We start from the raw sequence: 15194 nt of genomic DNA on the forward strand, positions 1-15194 counted from the left end.
TTACATTGGACGTCAGGCACTTTTCTTTTGATGACAAATTGTCCGACAGTTGATCGCTTCGACCGCTGGTCGAAAAACCCCGCGAGTTGGCGCAGGATCACTGTAATCAACGCATGGAGCCCGTATTGCGCCCGCCACCACGCCGATTCGGCACAGGCCGGCGGGAATTCCATCGACGACAAGACAACTGTTCAACAGTCGATGCGCTGGATATAGTCGCCTCGCTCATGCCATTCGCCATCGGCCCAGGGAAGACCCACGCATGTCCAAGCTTGTTCGCGCCGCTGTACTGACCAACTACCTGGAGGTCACCCAGTATCTGGGCTTCAACCCGCGCGATGCATTGGCCGCCGTCGGCCTGAGCAGGGCTCAATTGCTGGCCCCCGAACACCGCATCCCCATCGATTCTGCCGTGCGTTTGCTGGAGGATTCAGCCGCCGCCAGCGGTTGCCAGACCTTCGGCCTGAGCATGGCCGAGTCGCGCCAGCTCTCGGATTTTGGCGTGGTCAGCCTGTTGCTCAGCCATCAACGCACGCTGCGCGATGCTTTGCAGGTGGTGGTGCATTACCGGCATTTGATGAATGACTCGCTGGCGATCTTCATCGAAGAGGCCGGCAAGATGGTGATCATTCGCGAAGAGGTGGTGACTGAAACGCCGATGCCCAGCCGCCAGGCCACCGAGCTGGCCATCGGCGTGATGTTTCGCCTGTGCTCGGCACTGCTCGGATCACACTGGCATCCCTACAGCGTCAACTTCATGCACCAGGCCCCGGACAACCTGCACCTGCACCGCCGGTTGTTCGGTTGCACCCTGGAGTTCGGCAGCGAGTTCAATGGCATCGTCTGCTCCGACGCCAGCCTCGACATGACAAACCCCAACGCCGACCCGGCCATGGCCCGCTACGCGCAAAGTTACCTCGACTCGCTGCAGAGTAATCAAGGCACCTCCATGCTGTTCGAAGTGCGCAAGGCCATCTACCTGCTGCTGCCCATGGGCCGCGCCACCATCGAACAAGTCGCCCAGAGCCAGGGCATGAACGTGCGCACGCTGCAGCGCCGCCTGAAGGACGACGGTTGTGCGTTCAATGACGTGATCAACGACGTACGCCGCGATCTGGTTCTGCGTTATCTGGACAACCCGAATTATCCGCTGAGCCGGATCGCCGACATGCTGGGCTATTCGATGGCGAGTTCGTTTACCCGATGGTTTATCAGCCAGTTCGGCATGCCGCCGGCGACATGGCGGGCGCAGAAACAAAAACCGTCCTGACAGCAAAAAACGCAATCCCCTGTAGGAGCGAGCCTGCTCGCGATGGCGGAGTGTCAGTCGACATCAATGTCGAATGTCAGACCGCTATCGCCGGCAGGCCAGCTCCCACAGGTTTTGTGTCTGACAGCACCCGCCTGTAGCAGCTGTCGAGCCCCGGCGAGGCTGCGATCGGCTGCGCAGCAGTCGTCTTCCCGATGCACCGCGAATCCCGATTTTGCGAGGACTGCGTCCTCGAACGCAGGCTTCGCCAGCTGCTACAAAGGGTGGTTGCGTAGCTCAAAAAAAACGGCGACCGCTGGCACAGTCGCCGCAAAGAGCGAAATTGAAATGCCTCCCCTGTAGGAGTGAGCAGGCTCACGATGACGGAGTGTCAGTCGACATCAATGTCGAATGTCAGACCGCTATCGCCGGCAGGCCAGCTCCCACAGGTATTGTGTCTGGCAGTACCCGCCTGTAGCAGCTGTCGAGCCCCGGCGAGGCTGCGATCGGCTGCGCAGCAGTCGTCTGCCCGATGCAGTTTGCGAGGACTGCGTCCTCGAACGCAGGCTTCGCCAGCTGCTACAAGGGTTGGTTACATGCCCCAGCGCAGTAACAGCAGCACCAGCACGACAAGGAACACCGTCTCCCCCACCATTAGCAAAATCGGCTTGATCCCCACCGCGGCCAGCTCGCGCAAGCGGGTTTTCATGCCCAGCGCACTAATGGAAATCACCAGGCACCAGCGCGACAGTTCGTTCACCGAACCCTGCACCGCCGGGGCCACCCAACCGGTGCTGTTGATGCACGCCAGGATCAGGAACCCGACGGCGAACCACGGCAACAATGGCGGACGTTTACCGGTCGGATCGGCGCCTTGCATGCGGGTGATCATCGCGGCGGTGACGATCACTGGCAGCAGCATGGCGACGCGCATCAGCTTCACGACGGTGGCCGTGTCGCCGGTTTCGGTGGACATGCTGTAACCCGCGCCAACGACCTGGGCCACGTCGTGAATGGTCGCGCCGAGGAATACCCCCGCCACCTGCGGCGACAACTCCAACCAGTTGGCAATCATCGGATAGACAATCATGGCCATCGTCGACAGCGCCGAAACGCCAATCACCGTGAACAACGTCGCCCGCTCTTTCTGCGGATGATTCGGCAGCGCCGCCGCCAGTGCCAACGCCGCCGACGCGCCGCAGATCGCCGTCGCCCCACCCGTCAGCATGCCGAACAATCGCTGAAAACCCAGCGCCTTGGCCGCAATCACCGACACGCCGATGGTCACCACCACCAGAATCACCACCAGTGCAATCGGCTTCCAGCCCAGCGCGGCCATCTGTTCCAGGGTGATGCGCATCCCCAGCAGTGCCACGCCGATGCGCAGCACCGTGCGCGCCGTAAATTCGACCCCGGCCTTGCACGGGCCGTCATCGGCAAGAAAATTCAGGGCCATGCCCAACAGCAAGGCGAACAGCATGACCGGTGCACCGTAGTGCTCGGACAAAAACGACGCGGCGGCCGCCACGATCAGGCTGACGATAAACCCCGGTGCCAGTTCGCGCGTGCGGCTGTGGATACGGGTGAGAGCGATGGCGCTCATGGCGCGGACTCCTCGCAAGTGATAACGATAAACGCCTGGTCGTCGGTGATCTCGACCGGGTAGCTGTTGACTTTGACGAGCGTGGAATTGAGCAAAAAACCACTGCGCAAATCGAAGCGCAAACCATGGGCGAGACACTGAATTACCCGCCCCTCAAGACGTCCGCCGCACAGCGAAGCGCCTTGATGCGGACAGCTGTCGTCAATGGCAAACAGCTGCCCGTCGACGTTGAACAACGCCAGGCTTTTGTCTTCGAATTCGAACAATGCGCGACCACCGGCCTGCGGGTATTTGCCGGCAGGTACGGGAATGCGCCGGGTCATGCCGGCTGCCGCTCGCGCTCGCTTTCCTTGAGGGCTTCGTTCATGGCCCCGAGCAGCGCCTGGGCCGGTTGTGCGCCGATCACGGTCATGCGCCGATCGAACTGAAAGCTCGGCACGCCACTGGTGGCGCCCGGCGAGGCGTCAAAGGGCGTGGCATCGCCTTTCAGGCAATCGAGCACCGCGTCTGTATCGACACCGCAGGAGCGGGCAATGGTGAGTAAGGTCTCCCGGTTACCGAGGTTTTCGCGCCGTTGGAAGTAGGCAGCGAACATGCGCTCCAACAACATTTCACGCTGCGCCGGATTGCCCAGTTCGTTGACGCGAGCGAACAAACGATGGGCGTCTGCAGTGTTGGGCATCGTCTCGATGCGGCTCAGGTCAATGTTCAATCCCACCGCCCGGGCGGCCTCCTGGACTTGGGCCTGGCGCATGGTCATGGCATCGGCATTGCCCAGGCGCTTGCGGTAGAAATCGGCGAACGGCTCACCCTCCAACGGCAACTGCGGCAGCAGCTGCACGCCGTGCCACGCCGTGGTGATCTGCACATCGGGATGGCGACTGCGAAACTGCACCTGCGCATGCTCCAGTTGGCGTTTGCCGATCAGGCACCACGGGCAGATAAAATCGAAAAACACATCAATACGTAAACGACGACTCACAACTTCACCTCGATCCCGGCTTCGCTGACAGGCTCAGAAACGCTCTGACCCTGAAGACGGGCAATATCTTTGTGGTAATGACACTTGGCATAAAAGAACACCGCTGCCGCCGCGAGGCTGACCAGTGGCACCAGTTGAAACGCGGCATGCAGGCCGATCAGGTCGGACACCCGGCCCGTGATGAACGGCCCCGGCGCCAGGCCCAGCATGTTGTTGGCCAGGGTCAGCGTGGCGAACGCCGTGCCGTGGACCGAGTAATGGGTCAGGTTGGCGACCATCGCACCGCACGGGCCGGTGGTGCCGGTGGCGATCAACATGCCCAGGCAGATCAGCGCCAGTTGCAACGGCCCGGCCTGCAAGGCAAACGCCGCTGACAGCAACAGACAACTGCCCAGGCAAAAGCCGATGGCCAGGCTGACCTTGCGCTCAGGCGAGTGGCGACACAGGCGATCGCTGAGCATGCCGCACAGGATCATCCCCGCGCCGCTGCACAACACGATGATCGCCGACATACCCCCGGCCTTGTCGGTGGGCATGTCGTAGTAGCGATTGAGGTAGCTGGGAATCCACACCATCACCGTGCCGCCGACGAACAGCTGCAAGCCGCTGGCGACGTAGGTCGCCACCACCGAACGGCTGGACCACAACGTGCGCAGAGGACGCTTGACCGCGGCCGCCGTGTTGTTCGCGATCTGCGCCGCACGCTGCGGGGCGATGCGCTCTTCCTTGACGATAAGGGGATAAAGCACCGCCAGGCACAGGCCAAACAGCGACATGCCGGCAAACGACCAGCGCCAGCCCAGCTTGGCCGCAATCGCACCACCCAGCGCCATGCCCAACACCGAACCGAACATCCCGCCAGCCATGAAGGCACTGGCCAAGGTGGCGCGCATGTGTTTCGGGAACACCGAAATCACCACCGCGATGCCGACGCTGCCGTAGGCCGCCTCGCCGACGCCGACCATGAAGCGCGCGATGAACATCTGCTGGTAATCCTGAGCCAATGCGCAACCCAGGGTCGCCAGGCTCCAGAGCATCGCCATCAGCGCCAGGCTCTTGACCCGGCCGAAGCGGTCGGCCATCAGCGACAGGGGAAACGTCAGCAGCCCGACCATCAGCGCGACGATGCCACTGAGCAGGCCAAGCTGTCCGTCGCTCAACGACCACTCACTCTTGAGCAGCGGGAACACCGCGTTCAGTACCTGACGCGACATGTAATCGGAAATCAACAGGCCGAACGTCAGGGCGAAGACGATCCAGGCATATTTACGCGCAACAACAACTCCACCGGAGTCATCGTCGTCGGCGATTGGGTGAAAGGCCATGCAGCCTCCTCAAAGCTTCGTTTTATTGTTGTTATCAAGCGTGTAGCAAAGCGGCGAGCGAGCGGTCACGGCCGCTCGTTCGCCGTATCGGTCAGCCGCGTTGCGGCACACCTTTTTGCCCAGCCTTGCGGTTGGGCGCCATGCCGTTGGCCAACAGGGTTTCTTCGATGCTGTCGTACTGCACACCGATGCGGTAGATCTCACGGGCTTCTTTGCCCGTGGCGATTTCGCGACCCAGTTCATGGGCGATGCGCACGGTTTGCTGGATTTGCGCCACCGAGCCGAAACGATCGCCCTTGTGGTCAATGATAGTGTCTTCATTGCCAACACGCGGGTGCATGCCCATGGCCATCGACATGGTGTTGAACGGCATGACGTTTTTCAGCAGCGATTCGGAGGTCAGGGTGCAACCGTCCGGCGCGCGGTGGATAAAGTTAAAGAAGTTGAACGGGTTCGGGCCGTCGAAGCCGCCGCCGATGCCGATCCAGGTCAGGTTCAACGGGCCTTTGTAAACGCCACGGCGCACCAGGCGCTCGAGGGTTTCCAGGGCGTGCATGCCGGTCAACTGGAAGTGCGGCTGGATGCCGTTGTCCATCAGGCGCTTGAGGTGCTCGGCCACCCAGGCCGGGCCCGCCGGCACGGTCATTTCGCTGTAGGCGGCGTGGATCATCGGGTTGTCCAGCGACGTACCTTTGAGGTACTCCGGATACAGCAGCTCCATGATGTTCATTTGCGTGGTGTTGATCGCCACGGTGACCTGATCCGGTTTCGGCGTCAGCTCGGCCAGCATGTGACGGGTGTCGTCGGACAGCCACTTGGCCGCTTCACCGTCGCTTTCCGGGGCGAAGGAAATCGAACCGCCAACCTGGATGATCATGTCCGGCACGGCTTCACGCACACCGGCGATCAGCTCGTTGAATTTCGACAGGCGCTTGGAGCCCTTGCCGTCCAGTTCACGCACGTGCAGGTGCAGTACGGTGGCGCCGGCTTCATAGCAGTCGACGGCTTTCTGGACCTGCTCGTCCATCGTCAGCGGGATGTCTTCCGGGAAGTCTTCGGGCATCCACTCCGGGCCATACGGGGCCACGGTAATGACTACCTTTTCCATGTTTTCCGGGTGCAGGGAATCGTCGAAGAATTGCATGGGTTACTCCAGTTCTTATGATTGTCCCGCCCACCCGGGGTCGCGCCGGGCAGGCGTGTTTACGAGAGCGAATGCAGAGGCGGTGAATCAGTAAGTCTTGTCGCCGATGATCCCGGCACGATCCATCTTGCGATGGCACGGCGGGTAATCCATGACGGCGTAGTGCTGGGTACTGCGGTTGTCCCAGATGGCGATGCTGTTGGGCTTCCAGCGCCAGCGCACTTGATACTCAGGGATGTACGCCTGGCTGATCAGGTAGCGCAGCAGCTCACTCGCGCCGGGGTTGGCGTCCTGGCCGAAACGCACCCGCGCCGGGGTGTGATAGTTACTGAAGTGTGTGGCGAAGGCGTTGACGAACAGCACTTTCTCGCCGGTCTCGGGATGCGTGCGCACCACCGGATGCTCGGCATCCGGAAACCTGTCCCTGAGTGCCAGGCGTTTTTCGATGGGCATGGCCGCACCGAAGCTCGCTTCGATGCTGTGACGGGCGCGCAGGTCGGCGATCTTTACCTTCACGTCTTCGGGCAAACGCGCGTAAGCCTCGACCATGTTGGCCCACATGGTGTCGCCGCCCACCGGCGGGCACTCGACGCAACGCAGCACACAACCCATCGGCGGGGCTTCGCGCCAGGTGGCGTCGCTGTGCCAGGAGTTTTCGTAGCGGTCCGCCGGCTGGTCCGGACGCTTGTAGATTTGCACCAGGCCCGGATGCTCCGGATCGCTGCCGGCCACCGGGTGATCCTCCAGCTCGCCGAAGCGCCGGGCGAAGGCGACGTGCTCGGCGCGGGTGATGTCCTGATCGCGCAGGAACACCACGCGGTGCTTGAGCAACTGGGCTCGGATCTCGGCAAACAGACCGTCGTCATGTACCGCATCGGCCAGGTTGACGCCGATCAGTTCGGCGCCAATGGTGCAGGTTAATTGTTCGACTTTCATGGCTGGCAGCTCCTTAAATGACGAAGATCGACGAGCCAGTGGTCTTGCGCGATTCAAGATCACGGTGAGCCTGCACAGCGTCCTGCAACGCGTAGTGCTGGTTGATCTCGATCTTGATCCGGCCGCTGCCGACATGGTCGAACAACTCACCGGCCAGCTCGGCCTTTTCGGCCGGGTCGCTGATGTAGTTGGCCAGGGCCGGACGGGTCAGGTACAGCGAGCCTTTCATCGCCAGCATCACCGGGTCGAACGCCGGGATCGGCCCGGACGCGGTCCCCACGCAAACCATCAGGCCACGGGGTTTCAACGAATCCAGCGAGCCCATGAAAGTGTTCTTGCCAACGCTGTCGAACACCACGTTGACGCCCACGCCGTCGGTCAATTCACGAACGCGCGCGGCGACGTCTTCATGGCTGTAGTTGATCGTGTGGTCGCAACCGTGAGCGCGGGCGATTTCAGCCTTTTGCTCGGTGGACACGGTGCCGATCACGTTCAGCCCGAGCAGCTTGGCCCACTGTGAAACGATCAGGCCGACACCGCCAGCGGCGGCATGCAACAGGATGCTGTCGCCAGCCTTGAAGTCGTAGATGCGGCGCATCAGGTACGAAGACGTCAAGCCGCGCATGGTCATGGCGGCTGCTGTTTCGAAACTGATGGTTTCGGGGAGTTTGATCAGCGGCGCTGCCGGGATCAGTCGCTCGGTGCTGTAGGCGCCGAGGGTGTTGAGAAAACCGGTGTACGTGACGCGGTCCCCCACCTGGACATTGGTCACCCCTTCGCCAATGGCCTGGACCACGCCGGAAGCCTCGACGCCCATGCCGTTGGGCATCGGGATCGGGTAAGTGCCATTGCGAAAGTAGGTGTCGGCATAGTTCAGGCCGACCGCCACATGCCGCAGACGGACCTGGCCCGGACCAGGGTCGCCGACTTCAACATCCTCGTAACGCAGGACTTCAGGACCACCGGTTTCGTAAAAGCGTACGGCTTTAGCCATTTTTCTTATTCTCCAATCTGCAATATGGGCGTGTTGCATCGAATTGCGCTGATTGGACTGTAGGACGAGGCCTGTTGAGACGCTTCTCATCAGACGACAATGGCTTTTCATTTGGTGACAGGCGGGGCGGCTCCTTCTTTTGTGTCAGTGCTCGGCGCTTTGGTTTTTTCGCCAGCAGCCGGTGCTGCGGGGTTGGTGAAGCCTGCCTTGGCGTTTTCGGCCTTGGTCTTGTGGATATCGCAACCCTGCAACTCGCTCGTCTGGGTGCAGCCGGACTTCTCCAGTTGCTTGCGGTACTTGTCGTTGATGGCATGGGCCGGGGACTGGGCCAGCAGCAAAATGGCCAGTGCTGGGAGGATGAATTTGCTCATTTCACGCTACTGATGGTCGGGAGGGTCATATGCAAATTCTAGTGGATTGATCAAATACGAAGGACGGGGTGGTTGCGAAGGCAACCACCCATGAGTTTACTCAAATGTTTTTAAGGTGTTCCATCGTACTTATTAGCCCGCCACTCAAAACTTACGGTTTTTCTTTCCGCGTGTTCACCCGCTTTTTTATCCGACTCGGTCACGGCCGGATCGGGAGGTAGGCTAGCCACATATGTATTGCGTAGCGTTTTAAGCTTGTCGGCATCCGATTTTGCATCTTGGATGAGAAGATCGGCTGCTTCTATGAGGTAACCCTTACTATCGTCAGAACTATTGCTCGCAAAGCTCTTATTTGCGCCAGCCAACACCAAATTATCTGCCATTCGGGCAAGAACTGGCTTTGTCTCCCCCAGAAGCCTTAGTTTATCCACGTTCGACGTAGCAGGATCTTTAAACACTACAATCAACCCCAAACAACTTTGTTTAGCCGATTGAAATTCTTCAATCATCTTCGATGCCAGCTTAAAGGCGACATCGTCATTGCTGGCAGAGACTCTTGTTGGGGAAGACCCATTAACCGCAAACGTCATTAACCACCTCCGCTTCTGAATAAACTCAATTCAACCTGCACCACCATTAAAAAATCGGCTGACTCGAACCTATAACGCCCCACAAAACCCATCTATCAAAAACCGCTTTTCGATCCCTTATCTCCTGGCACGGGCACTCCTTGTGCAATAGCCCGTAATGCTCAACAGGCAACCCAAACCATCTGCGGTATCATCCGCCACCTGTGCGCCAAGAGCCTTGCCCCGGATGCCCGTACCATTGCAATTGCCTGAACATCAAACCCCATTGCCACCCGTCCTCGCCGGCCCGCTGTTACGGCGGCTGGAGCCCTCGCGACTGGTGATGTGGCTGGTGGGGTCCCGTGCGCTGGAGCTGACGTTGCGGTTGCAGGGCGTCGCCGATATCCGTCTCGACGACGGGCAATGCACGGTGATTGCGGTGGGTACTCACGCCTTTGTGCATTTGATCGATGTGCCGTTGGACACCGCCCTGCCTTGCGACGAACGTATCGAATACGACCTGCTGGTCGACGGGAAAGGCGTCGCCAATTGGGCGCCTCATTTGCTGTACAGCGAGGCCGATTGCCCGAACTTCGTCCTGCGTTCTCGCGTCGACCAGTTGCTGCACGGCTCCTGCCGCAAGCCGCATCACCCGGCGACCGACGGTTTGCTGTGCGTCGATAACCTGTTGGCGCAAGAACACCAAGCTGGGGATCGCCCGGCGTTGTTGATGATGAGCGGCGATCAGGTGTACGCCGATGACGTTGCCGGGCCGATGCTGCGGGCGATTCACGAGTTGATCGAGCGGCTGGGGCTGTTCGGCGAGCACCTCGAAGGGGCCGTGGTCAGCGACAGCGCCGCGCTGTATGGCCACGCTGCCTGCTACTACCACCGCGCCGATTTGCTGCCAGCGCTCAAAAGCAACGAAACCCTGCGTGATCGCTTCTTCGGCGGGGCGCGCAAGCCGATTTTCACCAGCAGCAGTGCCGACAATCACCTGGTGACATTTGCTGAAGTCATGGCGATGTACCTGCTGGTATGGTCGCCAACGCCTTGGACACTGATCGCGCCAAAGCCGCCAAAACTGATCAAGGAACGCCGTGAGCGTTATGCGCTGGAACAGACGCGCATTGACGGCTTCAAGGCTGGCCTGAGCAACGTCGCGCGAGCGCTGGCGCATGTACCGACGTTGATGATCTTCGACGACCACGACATTACCGACGATTGGAATCTTTCCGCGCAATGGGAAGAAACGGCCTACGGCCATCCGTTCTCTAAACGCATCATCGGCAACGCTTTGATCGCCTACATGCTGTGCCAGGGCTGGGGTAACAACCCGGACGCATTTGGCGACGTCGTGGAAAAGGCCCGCGCCTTCAGCGCCACCGGGCACGACCGTTATCTGGACAGCGACGTCCAGGACGGTTTGATCGATGAGCTTTTGCGGTTTCAGCACTGGCATTACGTGCTGCCCACCACGCCCGCCATGGTGGTGCTCGACACCCGCACGCGGCGCTGGCGCAGCGAGATGAATCTCAAGCAGCCTTCCGGCCTGCTCGACTGGGAAGCCCTCAGCGAACTGCAACAGGAGCTGCTGGATCATCCGAGCGCGATCATCGTTTCACCGGCGCCGGTGTTCGGCGTGAAACTGATCGAAACAGTGCAACGGGTGTTCAGTTGGTTCGGCTATCCACTGCTGGTGGACGCAGAAAACTGGATGGCCCATCGCGGCGCGGCGCAGGTGATCCTGAACATTTTCCGCCATTCGCGCACACCGGGTAACTACGTGGTGCTGTCCGGCGATGTGCATTACTCCTTCGTCTACGAAGTGCTGATCCGCCATCGCAAGGCTGGGCCGCGCATCTGGCAGATCACCAGCAGCGGGATCAAGAACGAATTCCCGCCAGCGCTGCTGGAATGGTTCGACCGCCTTAACCGCTGGCTGTACTCGCCGCGTTCACCGTTGAACTGGCTGACCAAACGTCGGCGCATGCGCATCGTGCCGCACGTTCCGGAGCATGCTGAAGCGGGTGAGCGGCTGTGGAATTCGGCGGGGATCGGCCAAGTGTTCTTCAATGAGAAAGGACAGCCACAGGATATTTTTCAGCTCAACTCGAACGGCTCGCCGAAGACGCGGATGGTCGCCCCTGAAGATGATGACTGAAGGACTGGACCTCACCCGAACCCTGATCATCGGCAATTCCGGCTCCGGTAAAAGCTGGCTCGCGCAGCGGCTGGCTGAGCATCTCCACGCACCCTGGACCGACCTCGACCGCATTCACTGGCTCTGCGACGAACACAGCATCCCCCGCCCCCGCGCCGAAGCCTTGGGCATGGCGCGGATCGCGGCCGATGAACCCTGCTGGGTGATCGAAGGGGTGTATGGCTGGATCGTCAGCGAAGTTATCCACAGGGCGACGGCGTTGATCTGGTTGTGTGTTGAAGATGAAGTGTGCGTCGACAACATTCGCCAGCGGGAAACCAAGGACGACGAGCGATTGATTGCATTGCTGGAATGGGCCGGCAGCTATCGAACGCGTGATGGGTCGAGTGGGTTTGCGGCGCATCGGCGGATCTATGAAGGCTTTGGCGATTCTAAGATCCTGCTGAAGGATCGGGTTGAAATGAATGCATTGATCAGGCAATTGTAGGAGCTGCCGCAGGCTGCGATCTTTTGATCTTGAGCGTGGCTGGAATCGTTAAGATCAAAAGATCGCAGCCTGCGGCAGCTCCTACATGGAGACCTTTTCAAGCCACATTAAGCGCCCGCTCCAGCCCTCTGACGATCATCCCCACCTCCCGCTCATCAATGGTCAGTGGCGGCAATAGCCGAATGATCTGCCCCCGCGTGACATTGATCAGTAAGCCATGATCCCTGGCGGCGATCAGGCTCAGGTCGCGAATGGGCTGTTTAAGTTCGATGCCGATCATCAGGCCCTGCCCGCGGATCGCCAGCACATTGGGATTGTCGGCCAACTCCAAGCGCAATCTGTCCAGCAGCCGTTCGCCCTGAAGCCGGGCGTTTTCCAGCAGGCCTTGCTCTTCAACGATATCCAGCACGGTGCAACCGACCCGGCAGGCCAGCGGATTGCCGCCAAATGTGCTGCCGTGGCTACCCGGCGTAAACAGTTCGGCAGCTTTGCCACGGGCCAGGCAGGCGCCGATGGGCACGCCGTTGCCCAGGCCTTTGGCCAGGGTCATGACGTCCGGGACGATGCCTTCGTGCTGGAAAGCGAACCACTGGCCGGTGCGGCCGATGCCGGTCTGGATCTCGTCGAGCATCAGCAGCCACGCGTGCCGGTCGCACCGCTCGCGCAGCGCCTTGAGATAACCGGGCGGCGCCAGTTGCACACCGCTCTCACCCTGGATGGGCTCCATCAGGATCGCCACGATGCGCGAGCCGTGCGATTGCCGAATGTTGTCCAAAGCCTTGAGATCACCAAACGGCACCTTGATGAAGTCGCCCGGCAATTTGTTGAAGCCCAGCCGCACGGCCGGGCCATCGCTGGCGGACAACGTGCCGAGGGTGCGGCCGTGGAAAGCGTTCTCCATGACCACCACCAGCGGTTGCTCGATGCCTTTGTGCCAACCGTACAGCCGGGCGATTTTCAGTGCCGTTTCGTTGGCCTCGGCTCCGGAGTTATTGAAGAACGCCCGGTCCATGCCCGACAACCGAGTGAGTTTGTGCGCCAACTGCTGTTGCCAGTCGATGCTGTAGAGGTTCGAGGTGTGCAGCAACAACCCGGCCTGCTCCGTAATGGCGGCAACGATTTTCGGGTGGGAGTGGCCAACATTGGTTACCGCCACGCCAGCGACCGCGTCGAGGTATTCACGACCGGCCTGATCCCACAGGCGAGTGCCCAGGCCTTTGTTGAAACTCAATGCCAGAGGTTGGTAAGTGCTCATCAGGCAGGCGGCGGTCATGACATCAAGCTCCATCAATGGTCGGTGTTTTTGCAGTATGGTTAGCCACCCGAGCTGGATAAACGCTGCAACACTTCAATCATTTTAAAGTTGAGCTTGATAATGGATTTATTCCAGGCAATGAGCGTTTACGTGAAAGTGGTGGAGACCGGCAGCATGACCGCCGCCGCTTTCCAGTGCGAAATGTCCACGACCATGGTCGGCAATCACCTCAAGGCCCTGGAGCAGCGGCTGGGCGTACGCCTGTTACATCGCACCACGCGGCGCCAGCGCCTGACAGAGTTCGGCAGTGCGTATTACCAGCGTTGCCTGGAGGTGCTGGGGCTGGTGGCGGACTCCGAGCGCCTGGCCGAGTTGGCCCTGGATGAAGCAAGCGGCAGCCTGCGCATCACCGCCCCGCTGACCTTCGGCACCGAGCGCCTGGCGCCGGCACTCAGTGAATTCAGCCTGCAAAACCCGCGAGTAAAATTCGACGTGGTGCTGACCAACCGTCGCCCGGACCTGATGGAAAATGGTCTGGATGTCGCCTTTCGCCTCGGCGCGCTGGAACCCTCCAACCTGATCGCTCGTCCGCTGATCGACTACACCCTGACCATGTGCGCTTCACCGCAGTACCTGGCCCGTCGCGGCACGCCACAAACCCCTGATGACCTGCGGCACCATGACTGCCTGTCGTTTGCCTACCCGGCCGGGGACGACTGGCAATCGGTGCAAAAGGAATGGCGCCTGGCCGGGCCTGACGGTGAAGTCAGCGTGGGGGTCAGCGGGCCGTTGCTAATCAACAGCTCGGCCGGGCTGCATCAGGCGGCATTGACCGGCATGGGCATCGTGATGATGCCCGACGCGCTGGTCGAACAGGATCTGCGGGACGGAAAACTGTTGGCGTTGATGCCCGATTACTGCCCGCCCAGCCGACCAATGCACCTGGTTTACGCCCAGGACCGCTATCGACTGCCCAAACTGCGTCGTTTCGTCGACTTTGCCGTGCAGATGTGGGGCAAGCACTAGCAGGCCGAATGCGCCATGCACTAATCTGCGGGCTCAGCGGATTTTTTGATAGCGCCACGCCAGGGAGAGCACAGATGGGTGAGGCATCGAGTATCGAGCCATTGAAGTTCAACGTGTCGGACATGAATGACGATACGCTGCACACCATCCTGGAACTGGTCAGCGATGGCATCTGGGACTGGAACGCCAACACCGGTTTCGTCTACCGCACGGCGCGCTGGTACGAGATGCTGGGCTACACGCCTCACTCCCTGGACAACAATGTGCTGACCTGGGAAAACGTCATCCACCCCGATGACTACCCGCGCGTCATGGCCCTGTTTGACGACTACTTGAGCCAGCGCGCCAGCGGCTATCAGGCCGAATACCGCTGCCGCATGCACAATGGCGATTACCTGTGGATCGAAGACCGCGGCCACATCCTGGCGCGCAATGCCGACGGCTCGGTCGCCCGGATGATCGGTGCGCACCGCAGCATTGAAGACAAGCGACGCCTGTTCGAAGAACTGGAACGGCGCAATCATTCCCTCGAAGCACTGGTTGATGAACGCACTCGCGAACTGTCACGGGTCAATCAACAGTTGCAGCTGCAACTCGAAGAAAACCGCAAACTGGCGCAAACCGACACACTGACCTCTATCGCCAATCGCTATCGCCTGGAACAGGTGCTGCCTCAGTCCTGCGAGCGCGCCCAGCGTTTTCGCGAGCCGCTGTCGTTGATCGCCATGGACATCGACGACTTCAAGACCATCAACGATCACTACGGCCATGCCTTGGGCGATGCCGCGTTGGTGCAGGTGGTCGAGAACGTCAAACGCTTCGTGCGCGAAGGTGACCTGCTGGCTCGCTGGGGCGGCGACGAATTCATCATGACGCTGCCCAACACCTCATTGGCCGAAGCCCGAACCCTGGCCGAGAAAATCCGCCATGGCCTCTCGGAATTGCTGCCGGTGGGGGATTTTCAGGTGACCATGAGTTTCGGCGTGGTCCAGCGCTTCGACGAAGAACAACAAACCGGCCTGATGGCCCGGGCCGATCAGGCGTTGTACCGCTCGAAAATCGCCGGCAAGAATGTAATATCGGGATAAG

15 protein-coding genes are annotated in these 15194 nt (G+C 60.4%); 5 read left to right on the forward strand and 10 right to left on the reverse strand.

Annotated elements, in window-relative coordinates; translation table 11 throughout:
• Positions 1–262: 262 nt before the first annotated feature.
• Positions 263–1270, forward strand: coding sequence for an AraC family transcriptional regulator (locus KVG88_RS09245; RefSeq protein ID WP_217871156.1), 1008 nt, complete (start codon positions 263–265; stop codon positions 1268–1270).
• Between the two features lie 571 nt (positions 1271–1841).
• Here the strand turns inward: KVG88_RS09245 and KVG88_RS09250 are convergent.
• The 9 genes from KVG88_RS09250 to KVG88_RS09290 form a co-directional block, all read right to left on the reverse strand.
• Positions 1842–2852 carry a YeiH family protein gene (locus tag KVG88_RS09250; RefSeq protein WP_217871157.1) on the reverse strand — a complete coding sequence of 337 codons (1011 nt, stop codon included), beginning with the start codon at positions 2850–2852 and terminating at the stop codon, positions 1842–1844.
• Positions 2849–3175: a Rieske (2Fe-2S) protein gene (locus KVG88_RS09255; protein WP_217871158.1), complete on the reverse strand. Its 327-nt coding sequence runs from the start codon at positions 3173–3175 to the stop codon at positions 2849–2851. Before KVG88_RS09255 ends, KVG88_RS09250 begins: the two co-directional genes overlap by 4 nt.
• A complete protein-coding gene (locus tag KVG88_RS09260; protein ID WP_217871159.1) occupies positions 3172–3834 on the reverse strand; it encodes a DsbA family oxidoreductase in 663 nt (220 codons plus the stop codon). The genes KVG88_RS09255 and KVG88_RS09260 overlap by 4 nt, the downstream gene beginning before the upstream one ends.
• The gene (locus KVG88_RS09265; RefSeq protein ID WP_217871160.1) at positions 3831–5159 is read right to left on the reverse strand and encodes an MFS transporter; all 1329 of its coding nucleotides are present in this window, start codon (positions 5157–5159) and stop codon (positions 3831–3833) included. Before KVG88_RS09265 ends, KVG88_RS09260 begins: the two co-directional genes overlap by 4 nt.
• Before the next feature lie 91 nt (positions 5160–5250).
• Positions 5251–6303, reverse strand: a complete 1053-nt coding sequence (locus tag KVG88_RS09270; protein ID WP_150701909.1) for a beta-keto acid cleavage family enzyme — start codon at positions 6301–6303, stop codon at positions 5251–5253.
• A gap of 87 nt (positions 6304–6390) precedes the next feature.
• Entirely contained in the window at positions 6391–7239 is an 849-nt protein-coding gene (locus tag KVG88_RS09275; protein WP_150701908.1) for a TauD/TfdA dioxygenase family protein, read from the reverse strand.
• Positions 7240–7252: 13 nt separating this feature from the next.
• Positions 7253–8233 (reverse strand): quinone oxidoreductase family protein, encoded by a 981-nt coding sequence (locus KVG88_RS09280; protein WP_150701907.1) that lies wholly within the window; start codon positions 8231–8233, stop codon positions 7253–7255.
• Positions 8234–8340: 107 nt separating this feature from the next.
• Positions 8341–8604 (reverse strand): hypothetical protein, encoded by a 264-nt coding sequence (locus tag KVG88_RS09285; RefSeq protein WP_217871161.1) that lies wholly within the window; start codon positions 8602–8604, stop codon positions 8341–8343.
• Positions 8605–8714: 110 nt separating this feature from the next.
• Positions 8715–9194, reverse strand: a complete 480-nt coding sequence (locus KVG88_RS09290) for a hypothetical protein (protein WP_217871162.1) — start codon at positions 9192–9194, stop codon at positions 8715–8717.
• 226 nt (positions 9195–9420) lie between these two features.
• Between KVG88_RS09290 and KVG88_RS09295 the strand changes: the two genes are divergently transcribed.
• Positions 9421–11337, forward strand: a complete 1917-nt coding sequence (locus KVG88_RS09295) for an alkaline phosphatase D family protein (RefSeq protein ID WP_217871163.1) — start codon at positions 9421–9423, stop codon at positions 11335–11337.
• A 4-nt stretch (positions 11338–11341) separates the two neighbouring features.
• A complete protein-coding gene (locus KVG88_RS09300) occupies positions 11342–11824 on the forward strand; it encodes a P-loop NTPase family protein (RefSeq protein WP_150702061.1) in 483 nt (160 codons plus the stop codon).
• Between the two features lie 97 nt (positions 11825–11921).
• Here KVG88_RS09300 and KVG88_RS09305 read toward each other — a convergent pair whose 3' ends face one another.
• On the reverse strand, positions 11922–13097 hold the full coding sequence (locus KVG88_RS09305) for an aspartate aminotransferase family protein (protein WP_217871164.1): 1176 nt from the start codon (positions 13095–13097) through the stop codon (positions 11922–11924).
• A gap of 102 nt (positions 13098–13199) precedes the next feature.
• On the opposite strand from KVG88_RS09305, the gene KVG88_RS09310 reads away from it, so the two are divergent.
• A complete protein-coding gene (locus KVG88_RS09310; protein WP_150701902.1) occupies positions 13200–14105 on the forward strand; it encodes a LysR family transcriptional regulator in 906 nt (301 codons plus the stop codon).
• 74 nt (positions 14106–14179) lie between these two features.
• Positions 14180–15193 carry a sensor domain-containing diguanylate cyclase gene (locus KVG88_RS09315; protein WP_217871165.1) on the forward strand — a complete coding sequence of 338 codons (1014 nt, stop codon included), beginning with the start codon at positions 14180–14182 and terminating at the stop codon, positions 15191–15193.
• Position 15194: the final 1 nt, after the last annotated feature.

Source organism: Pseudomonas azerbaijanoccidentalis (assembly GCF_019145495.1).
GTDB classification, from domain to species: domain Bacteria; phylum Pseudomonadota; class Gammaproteobacteria; order Pseudomonadales; family Pseudomonadaceae; genus Aquipseudomonas; species Aquipseudomonas azerbaijanoccidentalis.